Source organism: Enterovirga rhinocerotis, from assembly GCF_004363955.1.
Taxonomy (GTDB): domain Bacteria; phylum Pseudomonadota; class Alphaproteobacteria; order Rhizobiales; family Beijerinckiaceae; genus Enterovirga; species Enterovirga rhinocerotis.
Genome location: NZ_SNZR01000005.1, coordinates 1 through 8,228 on the forward strand (window position 1 = coordinate 1; position 8,228 = coordinate 8,228).

Below are 8,228 nucleotides of genomic sequence, written 5' to 3' on the forward strand. Positions count from 1 at the left end.
GGGCCAGCCTAAGACCGAGAGGGTTCACGAGCAACAGAAGGTGCCCCCGGTTTCCCCGGCTGTCTGCATTAGGCGAGGGCGACGGCGGACACGAACGCGGCGTGACAGCTGCGGCCGAGCGGCAGGGCGAGGGTCTGCGCGCCGTTGCGCGCGACCGGCCGGATGAAATCGAGCTGGTCGAGCCGGACCCAATAGCTGAGGGGCGGCCGTCCGGGTCGAGGCACGCGAAATACACTGTCATTTGGAAGACGCGGGCGAAGAACCTGCAAGACAATGGCTTGCATACGTTTGCAAGCTTTGAGGGAGTTGTTTCTCGCGAAGCGAGGTTTCTGACACTGAATCGGTCGAGGGGTCGGTTCAGCGACTAGGATAGCTCCGAGAGCACAACGGAGATTCTAGCTGCGCTAAGTGCCTCTAGCAGGCGGTTAAGGCAGGCTAGAAGCGCTACGGCGCCGTAGCACTGTCATGCTGAGCTGCTTTGACGCTTTAGCGTTTCAATGTCGGGCTTGCCGTTGGTGGCGAGCACGGCGCCGATGCCTTCCATGATGAGATCGTGGATTTTCGTGTCGGTATGAAACGCGATCTCTCGCAGTTGCTGATGAACAGCCTTCGGCAGGTAGATGCTCGTATGGACGATGTCCGGCCGGGCACGCCGCTTTGGCGACATCGGGGCTGGGGCAGGTTCGCTAGGGGGCGACGGTTCGGGGCGAAGGAGTCCTTCGATCACGGACGGGCGCTTGCTCATTGCGATTTTCCTTTCAGCTTCCGTTCGATCCAGCGCCAGAGTTGGCGCACCTCGTTAGCCGCCCGTCCTTCAGGAGCGTATTCCGTGACCCCCTGCCCGGCAGCAATGGCGTCCTGGTGGTCCGCGCGTTGAACGATTGTGGGCTCCGCAAGAACGCCGAAAGCAGCGAGGCCCGCAGCGGCCTCGGTGGATCTGCTGTTCCGTCCAGGAGGGCACTGGTTCAGGACAAAAGCGAAGCGTTCTCGCATTTCCAGCCGCATCAACGTCTCTATCGTCGGCATCGTTGCCTGAAGGTCGAGCCGAGAGGGGCGGGCCGGGATAAGCGCGAAGTTCGCTGCCTTCATAGCCAGATTGCCGCTCGTGCTTTCAAGGCCGGCAGTGTCGAGGATCGCGACGGTATAGCCCTCACGCCGAAGCGCCTCGAGAATCGTAGGTAGCTCGGAAATGCGGCCTTGGGGGATTCGATCAACGTCAGGTTTCTCGGCGTCCCGTGTCTCTCCCCACGCAGCGAGTGACCCTTGTGGGTCGAGGTCCAGGGCAATTACCTTGTGGCCAGCCTCAGCAGCCGCAACAGCGATGGATGCTGCTAGGGTGGTCTTCCCCGCGCCTCCCTTCTGCGTCACGAAGGCAATGATCTTCATGCTGTCCACCTGCGATGCCGTAGCATTATGACGCTAGAAGGTTAAGCCACTGTGGCACGTTAGCATGATAGGGCTAGGCGGCGTAATAGCATGATAGTGCTGCGATGCCTCAACATGGTAGCGCTGTAGCGTAGCGCGTTTGACAGAATCGCCCTCAGGACGTGCAATAGACGGCTACCGGTACGGGAATCGAACGATTCGCGATCGGGACTAGGAGCAGCAGCACGAGCCGCTAGACCCTGAAAAGCCAACGGCCCCACCCTTGCCGGGGTGAGGCCGTCGAAATCGTTGGTCGTGGTGGGGACCGATCAGACCCCCATCACGCCTCAAACTCCTTCGGGAGTCAAGCGGGAAGTCATTTCCCGCAATGAGATCGGCTTGCCCAGTCCTAGCGGTTCCGAAGACGGGGCATGATGGGATGACGACGCTATTTGCGGCGGACGGAGGCGGCTGCCCAGCGGAGGCCGAGCTGGATCAGCCGAACACACGCGATGCTGGCGACACACGATCGAGGCCGGCGGGCTACCGCCTCCCGCACGATGTTGCCGATCGGCTCAGGGTCTCACTAGCCGGTTACAAGAACAGGGAGGCGGCGATGGCGCTCGCCGTCTTCCTGGCGCGGTTCTGGTCCAGCCGGGCGAAGATGGCGCAGCCGTTCCCCGTCGATCGCCGCGCGCTCGCGGATCGTGACGACCTCGGCCTGACGGAGGCTCGCATCCGAGGCGCTATCCACACGCTAGAGGCCATCGGATTCCTGAACCGAGGCCTGCCGCCGAAAGGGAGCTTGCACCGCATGACGGTTGCCGGCGACCTGATCCGCAAGCCGATCACGTTTGGGTTCGGGGCGGAGTTCGGGCCGCTCTTCGCCGCGGCCAATGCTCGGGCCGAGCGGGCGCGTGTCCGGCGGCAGGGGCGGGCGCTCCAGGGCCGTCCAATAGTACCCGTGCGCACCCAGAACAGGGTTGCATCAGCCGCGAAATCCTCCTCGCCCAAAGACAAAGAGCGAAGCGGATACGTGGTGCTTATGGGTCAGTTGCAAGGCTCGGCGAGAGAGGCAACGGCCGGCCGACCTGCGGTCTCGACAGCTTTGGAGATGGCGTTGAGCCGGTTGGAGGCTGCTAGAACAGTAGCTAGAGGTGCGGAAAGCGTCTTCAGGGCTGCGAGGGCCCAGGATGACTGACACACCCCTTAGTGTCTTTTAAGTGCGTGGAGCACGTAATGGTTTCCTTACAGTCCATCATGCTAAGCATGATAAATTCGTCTTCATTTCAGGTTGAAGAGGTAATGCTCTTTGATCTTGCCGAGATATCAAAACTCAGTGAGTTACAAACTAAGTTGAGAAAGTCTGCAGATGGTCAACTAAATTTGGGATTTTTTGGGTCGCCCGAGTGGGTCGGCGGAGGCATACTGGCCGTTTCAGCGTTGAATTCACTTATTCGTTTGGGCAAAGAACACCACGCTTCCGAGCTTATTCAATCGATTGATGGACAGGTACGGCGCGTGATCGGCTCCGGCAGATATTTTCCCGTGGAGAAAATATCTGGACTTGAGGGTCCTCATCCGGAAAACTGGGTAGCGACAGTTGAAGAGACCGTCATGGTCGACGACCCCGCTGATATTCGAAAGCGCGAGGATTTACAGAGGCGTGCGCCCGGATGGTTTAGAGGACCGGCCATAGGTGAGGTCAGAAAAATAGAACAAAACATAACTAGGAATTTTGTGTTTTTCGGCGGCGACTTCGTCGCGATTAAAAGCAACAAACGTGAGTTTCGGCTTAGGTGGTCTCATGTAACAACGTATTCTATTGCTAATGATGATATGAATGACATTATCTGAATATGTTATGGGCGAAAGCCCTCTATGTGTGCTTGCAAACGTATGCAAGGAGTGATCCGGGATGGCTCTCCGATCACTCTCTTCGATGCGGCGCGCTCTGCCAGCCCCGCCTAGCTCGGAGGAAGCGCAGCGGATCGTCGGGCGCAGGGTGCGATCGTTCCGCCGCAGGTCCAACCTGAAGCAGGTGGATCTGGCCGCCCTAGCGGGCATCGATCGTTCTCAGCTCAGCAAGCTAGAAAACGGATATTCGAGCCCGACCCTCGATGTTCTCCTGCGCGTGGCGAGAGGGCTAGAGCGTTCCGTGTCGGATCTGGTAGATGGTATTACGTGAGAATACGTGTTCATAATTATGAACACCAATAGGCCATTTCCGGGAAATTTTCGTAGGCCCATCTGGACTATAGAGAATATGCCTTGATGCTGCGAAGCAGCATTGTAACAATCAGTGTCTTCTATTGCAATATGTATATTATAGTAGCTCAGCGTCGTCGCTACGCTCCTCCTTTTCCGGCCCCGGAAAATTTCCTGATTTCTTCGATCTTGAGAACGCGTAACGCGTTGATATCTATATGTATTACAATGTATTACCGTGGACACTTAGATGTGGTGTATTACAGGGGTAAATCCCCATATACGAATAGACTGCAATATGATTTTGCAAATTTTCTGGACATATAGAGAGGGTAGTGGGTCTAGTGCAGTCCCTCGGTTTTGGTCGGGCCTTCAAGGCGAAGCTTGAGGGATCGGACTTGGCTTGGGGACCAGGCTCCTCCTCTGGGGGCGCAGATGGCTCGGGCATTCAGGCCCTCGGCGATCTGCCGGAGAGATGTCGCGCCCTCCTCCTCGATAGCCTGGATCGCGGATCGAAGGTCAGAGGCTCGGTTGTCCGCTGCGGCCTTCCTGGAGGCCAGTGAGCGGGCGCGAGCGTCTTCGGTGGCGATATGACCCCGGAAGCCGCCTAGGACCGTCCCACGGGCCTTGGCGGCCGCGAGAGCGGCTTTGGTCCGGTCTGAGATCGCGCGAGCCTCGTGCTCGGCTACGGCGGCCAGGATGTGGATGGTGAGACGGTTCGCCTGGGGGAAGTCGGCGGCCACGAACTCGACCCCGCTTTCCAGGAGGGCGGAGACGAAGGCGACATTGCGGGCGAGGCGATCCAGCTTGGCGATGACAAGGGTTGCTCGCCGAAGCCGGCAGGCGGCGAGCGCGGCCGCAAGCTGAGTGCGGTCATTGCGCTTGCCGCTCTCGATCTCGGTGAACTCCCCGATGAGGTCCCAGCTGCCGCCGTTCAGGTAGGCGAGGACGGCGACTTTCTGCGCCTCGAGGCCGAGGCCCGATCGGCCCTGTCGGACGGTCGAGACTCGGTAGTAGGCGACGAAGCGGCGGGGAGGCATGGATCGTTCCATTTGTAGCAACGAGGGTTGCTACCGATAAAACGGACCCTGACAAAGCTTGCAAACGTTTGCAAGCCTAGCGGATTGAAATTAAGTTGGCGCCTTCGTGAGTTCGACGGTACCCGGCGAAAGGGCTTTTCTTCGCTCTGCCACCTCGCCGGGAGCGAATATCAGCGTGTCGCTTTCGAAGGCGAAACACATTAACGGGGTGGCCTGCCCATTCTCGATATAGACGAGACCGCAATACACCTTTCTACCATTGAGGAGGCGGTCGGCGATAAGGTGCTTTCCAGCCTCTATTTTTGCGGTTTGAAGCGAGCCAATGTCTATATCGACTGGAGACCGAAATTTTAGGGCGTCGTATCCGCTTTGTGGTAGCGGCAGGTAGTAAACGTCCGACAGGCTGCGCCGGTGACGATACACGCGACGACACAAGCAATGCGGATAGTGTATTGAGCCGAATTGCCATTATTCGTTTCTCAAGGTCATGTTGTAATCGTGAATTAGTTTTTGAATTTGCTGAATGGCTTTGATGCAATAATGCCTTCAACAAAATATTCCTGGCAATTTTCTGCCATCCCCATCCTGCGTTCTCTGATTGAATTGAATGCTTCCATACGTTCCAGCGTAAGCACATCTAATTTGTCTTTATATTTCTCAATGAGGTTGCTGGCAGGCTCGGACATGCAGGCAATCTGAGCTAGAAAGGCAAGATGGCCTTTATCTTTGTCGTCCAGATCGCGTATTTCTTTACCATGCGCAGACGTTGCGACAACAAAGAACAGCGACGCGATCAAGTATATTCTCATGTTTTGTCCTTTGTGCGTAGTTGTGTGTTTTCGTCAAAATTTAAATATGGGCCGGCTTCCGCCGATTTACTATAGGTCTTATGGCGCCGCGGGCTGACCAGAATGTGCACTATAATGCGTAGCACGGCAATGCACCGCGCTCCTTTTAGAGCGTCATGGACGTTAGGAGGATCATCGGGCTCAACGCGCGGCGCTATCGCCTTCAGGCCGGTCTGTCTCAGGAGGCCGTTGCGGAGAGGATGGGCGTCGATCGAGCTTACATCAGCGGCCTCGAGGGCGGCCGGCGAAATCCGACTGTGATCACCATGTGGCACCTTTCGGTAGCCCTACAGATCCCGCTACCGGCCTTCTTCGAGAGGCCTGAGGACGATGAATCCATCTACAGGCAGGTCAGCCTTGGTGCATAAATGTTGATTTATGAAACATGCTTGAGCGGTGCCGGCCTTGCAGGCAGGTCAGGCGCTGGTAATATCCGCTTCCTAGGCTTCATCGGAAACGGAGCAGCATAGCGGTTTGCGTTGTGGCCGCCCGTTGCCTCTAACAAAGGCGCAAAAGACGGGATCGCAACCACCCGGGGCAAGGCAACGCCCCGGGCCAAATTTCACGAACGGCCTCGCGAGAGCGGGGCCGTTCTCGTTTGGACGCGGGGGCCTTCGCATGGTCAACCAGACACACGAGCCCGCATATCGATACCGTGATCCGCCTTGTGAGGGACGCCCCAGACTGAAAGTTCGCTCGCACACGTTGACCTAGCCTCAAGCTTGGCTTTTGGGTCAGGAAGGGAAAGGGGGAGCGACCGAGAGATGGCCGAGAAGAGCGGGATCGATTGCAGTAAGTGGGTCGCGATCGGCGTTGCCATATTGGCTGCCGTCGTCGCGGGCGTGAATGCCTACGTCACTTATCTTTCCTATAATCTAAACACGCAAAACCAAAAAGCCGCCTTATTCTCTCAATTTCAGAATGAATACAGCGGTATAGCCGGACGATTCCCGCCTCGCCTTCTAGAGGCTAATTTTATGCCTCCCAGAGGGTCGCCCGACTACAAGCGCCTGCAAGATTATTGGATCTTCTGCTACGCTGAGTGGTATCAGACCAAACGGCCGGGCCAAGAGCACTTCAAGGATATGTGGGATGACTATTATGCCGGTCTGATCGCTAATTCGCTTGAGATACCGTCTTTACGGTACGTAATTCACGACATGATGCAATACTATGGCTTGAAGCGCGATATGATGCGAGCCTTTTACAAAGAGATCAGGGACCTCGCCGAGCGGAATGGGCAGCCTCTACCCCGAACTTGAGGACAGTCAACAAAGCTTACACGTCCAAGCTTCGGGTGAGGTAGTCTCGAACTTGGAATAGATTGATCGAGAACCGAGATGCGTCCTCGGGGCGGATCATGATTGTAAGCTTATTAGAGAAAGCTGCTTGCTGCGTGGCGTCTGCGAACGATTGAGCGATCCGCTCTATGACCTTATGCCGGGGCATCGCAACGCGGCCCCGGCCTGTGCCCATCAAAGGCATGACCATAGGGCCGTGCTCAGCCTTCAAGATCATATTCTGCCATAGGTTCTGTAGCGCCTGCTCCATCATGCGCGGATCGGAGTAGGCCGTCCCGTTGGGGTTCATGTGCGACATGGCGACAAAATAGAAGTTGCGACCGTGCGCGGAAACACGGGCAACCGTTCCGAGCGGATACTGCTTCTTCTTTCCCGGCCGCTCCTCGTTGATCTCGTACTGATCCCGAGCCAGCGAAGCTTCTATCTGCCTGTCGATTTCCACGGTCTGACCATTGAAAAACAACGTGGCGACTTGCCCCTGAAGGCTCGCTGTCGAGATCAACCCGCTGCTCATGTCCGTATCGAACGTTGTGCTAGAGCTTATGACGATCTCCCCCGGCTGCTTGAACAGGTCGCCGATTTTGACCTCATAGGTGAAGTCTTTCTTGGGAACCTTGTATCGCACTCTGGACACCGGCCGCCGCGTGAAGAGCACGAAGAGCAATGCAGGCACGAGCATCAAGATAAGGCCGTATTGGCTATGCTTATCTTTCGTATAGACCTTGAATGCGTCAGCAATATCCACGAGCAAATAGAGGACACCAAGCGCGCCAAAAAGCTTGGCTATGGCTTCGCCTGAGAATAAGGCGTATCGCCAATATGAGAACGTGCGGACTGCATCCCACCAATAGCGCATCAGAGCCCGAACCCCTTATAGGTTTCGTCAGTGTAATGATAAAAATCAACGATACCTTTGCGCTTCAGATCATCGTGCTGATCCGGCCAATTAGCCATGGCGTGCTCGATGATCTTCGGGTTGAAGGTAGTGTATATGACCAGCTCATCTCTTATGATCGGTGGGCAGAGCCCGTCTCGCTTTCGTGAGCCATTCAGATTTATGCCGATGATGGGAAGGCCGAGATTGAGCGCAACCTCCATCTCCCAGCGCACAAAGCGATAGAGGTTCTTTGTTTTCTCGCCGATCAGCACGATAAGTAGCTTTGAGTTTGCAAACCGGACACGTAGCTGACGCTTGATGCTTTCCTCGGTGCTGGTGTCGCGGGCTGAATTGAGGTCGTGTGCATCATGGAAGTTGAACGTATTGCCGTCGTGGGCCTTCCATGCCGTCATAAGACGGTAATAATGCATATCTTCATGGCCATCAAAGCAGATATACGTCTTGTTGCGATAGGACATACTTGATCCCCCTAAGGGCCAGCCTAAGACCGAGAGGGTTCACGAGCAACAGAAGGTGCCCCCGGTTTCCCCGGCTGTCTGCATTAGGCGAGGGCGACGGCGGACACGAA

The 8,228-nt window shown here is 56.4% G+C and carries 12 protein-coding genes; 5 read left to right on the plus strand and 7 right to left on the minus strand.

The window, feature by feature from the left end; all coding sequences use genetic code 11:
* Positions 1 to 68 precede the first annotated feature (68 nt).
* The 3 genes from EV668_RS24625 to EV668_RS00390 all read right to left on the minus strand — a co-directional run bounded on the left by EV668_RS24625 (position 69) and on the right by EV668_RS00390 (position 1,386).
* The gene (locus EV668_RS24625) at positions 69 to 224 is read right to left on the minus strand and encodes a hypothetical protein (protein WP_166652290.1); all 156 of its coding nucleotides are present in this window, start codon (positions 222 to 224) and stop codon (positions 69 to 71) included.
* A gap of 239 nt (positions 225 to 463) precedes the next feature.
* Positions 464 to 745, minus strand: a complete 282-nt coding sequence (locus EV668_RS00385) for a hypothetical protein (protein WP_133767901.1) — start codon at positions 743 to 745, stop codon at positions 464 to 466.
* Positions 742 to 1,386 carry a nucleotide-binding protein gene (locus EV668_RS00390; RefSeq protein WP_133767902.1) on the minus strand — a complete coding sequence of 215 codons (645 nt, stop codon included), beginning with the start codon at positions 1,384 to 1,386 and terminating at the stop codon, positions 742 to 744. The genes EV668_RS00385 and EV668_RS00390 overlap by 4 nt, the downstream gene beginning before the upstream one ends.
* Before the next feature lie 595 nt (positions 1,387 to 1,981).
* Between EV668_RS00390 and EV668_RS00395 the strand changes: the two genes are divergently transcribed.
* The 3 genes from EV668_RS00395 (at position 1,982) to EV668_RS25695 (ending at position 3,553) form a co-directional block, all read left to right on the plus strand.
* Positions 1,982 to 2,566: a hypothetical protein gene (locus tag EV668_RS00395; RefSeq protein WP_133767903.1), complete on the plus strand. Its 585-nt coding sequence runs from the start codon at positions 1,982 to 1,984 to the stop codon at positions 2,564 to 2,566.
* A 38-nt stretch (positions 2,567 to 2,604) separates the two neighbouring features.
* Positions 2,605 to 3,222, plus strand: coding sequence for a hypothetical protein (locus EV668_RS00400; protein ID WP_133767904.1), 618 nt, complete (start codon positions 2,605 to 2,607; stop codon positions 3,220 to 3,222).
* Positions 3,223 to 3,307: 85 nt separating this feature from the next.
* Entirely contained in the window at positions 3,308 to 3,553 is a 246-nt protein-coding gene (locus EV668_RS25695; RefSeq protein WP_425359577.1) for a helix-turn-helix domain-containing protein, read from the plus strand.
* Positions 3,554 to 3,914: 361 nt separating this feature from the next.
* Here the strand turns inward: EV668_RS25695 and EV668_RS00410 are convergent, their stop codons facing one another.
* Positions 3,915 to 4,625: a recombinase family protein gene (locus EV668_RS00410; protein WP_342636810.1), complete on the minus strand. Its 711-nt coding sequence runs from the start codon at positions 4,623 to 4,625 to the stop codon at positions 3,915 to 3,917.
* Positions 4,626 to 5,116: 491 nt separating this feature from the next.
* On the minus strand, positions 5,117 to 5,410 hold the full coding sequence (locus EV668_RS00415; RefSeq protein WP_133767907.1) for a hypothetical protein: 294 nt from the start codon (positions 5,408 to 5,410) through the stop codon (positions 5,117 to 5,119).
* 167 nt (positions 5,411 to 5,577) lie between these two features.
* Here EV668_RS00415 and EV668_RS00420 point away from each other — a divergent pair, with 167 nt between their 5' ends.
* The gene (locus EV668_RS00420; RefSeq protein WP_133767908.1) at positions 5,578 to 5,829 is read left to right on the plus strand and encodes a helix-turn-helix domain-containing protein; all 252 of its coding nucleotides are present in this window, start codon (positions 5,578 to 5,580) and stop codon (positions 5,827 to 5,829) included.
* Between the two features lie 396 nt (positions 5,830 to 6,225).
* Positions 6,226 to 6,723 (plus strand): hypothetical protein, encoded by a 498-nt coding sequence (locus EV668_RS00425; RefSeq protein WP_133767909.1) that lies wholly within the window; start codon positions 6,226 to 6,228, stop codon positions 6,721 to 6,723.
* A gap of 16 nt (positions 6,724 to 6,739) precedes the next feature.
* On the opposite strand, the gene EV668_RS00430 is transcribed toward EV668_RS00425, so the two are convergent.
* Positions 6,740 to 7,618 (minus strand): macro domain-containing protein, encoded by an 879-nt coding sequence (locus EV668_RS00430; protein WP_133767910.1) that lies wholly within the window; start codon positions 7,616 to 7,618, stop codon positions 6,740 to 6,742.
* Positions 7,618 to 8,118, minus strand: coding sequence for a TIR domain-containing protein (locus tag EV668_RS00435; RefSeq protein ID WP_133767911.1), 501 nt, complete (start codon positions 8,116 to 8,118; stop codon positions 7,618 to 7,620). Before EV668_RS00435 ends, EV668_RS00430 begins: the two co-directional genes overlap by 1 nt.
* Between the last annotated feature and the right edge of the window lie 110 nt (positions 8,119 to 8,228).

Coding starts and splice junctions, on each gene's coding strand:
- EV668_RS00410 (WP_342636810.1), bottom strand. CDS start 4,625: ATGGAACGATCCATGCCTCCCCGCCGCTTCGTCGCCTACTACCGAGTC.
- EV668_RS00395 (WP_133767903.1), top strand. CDS start 1,982: ATGGCGCTCGCCGTCTTCCTGGCGCGGTTCTGGTCCAGCCGGGCGAAG.
- EV668_RS00400 (WP_133767904.1), top strand. CDS start 2,605: ATGGTTTCCTTACAGTCCATCATGCTAAGCATGATAAATTCGTCTTCA.
- EV668_RS00385 (WP_133767901.1), bottom strand. CDS start 745: ATGAGCAAGCGCCCGTCCGTGATCGAAGGACTCCTTCGCCCCGAACCG.
- EV668_RS00435 (WP_133767911.1), bottom strand. CDS start 8,118: ATGTCCTATCGCAACAAGACGTATATCTGCTTTGATGGCCATGAAGAT.
- EV668_RS00420 (WP_133767908.1), top strand. CDS start 5,578: ATGGACGTTAGGAGGATCATCGGGCTCAACGCGCGGCGCTATCGCCTT.
- EV668_RS00430 (WP_133767910.1), bottom strand. CDS start 7,618: ATGCGCTATTGGTGGGATGCAGTCCGCACGTTCTCATATTGGCGATAC.
- EV668_RS25695 (WP_425359577.1), top strand. CDS start 3,308: ATGCGGCGCGCTCTGCCAGCCCCGCCTAGCTCGGAGGAAGCGCAGCGG.
- EV668_RS00425 (WP_133767909.1), top strand. CDS start 6,226: ATGGCCGAGAAGAGCGGGATCGATTGCAGTAAGTGGGTCGCGATCGGC.
- EV668_RS00390 (WP_133767902.1), bottom strand. CDS start 1,386: ATGAAGATCATTGCCTTCGTGACGCAGAAGGGAGGCGCGGGGAAGACC.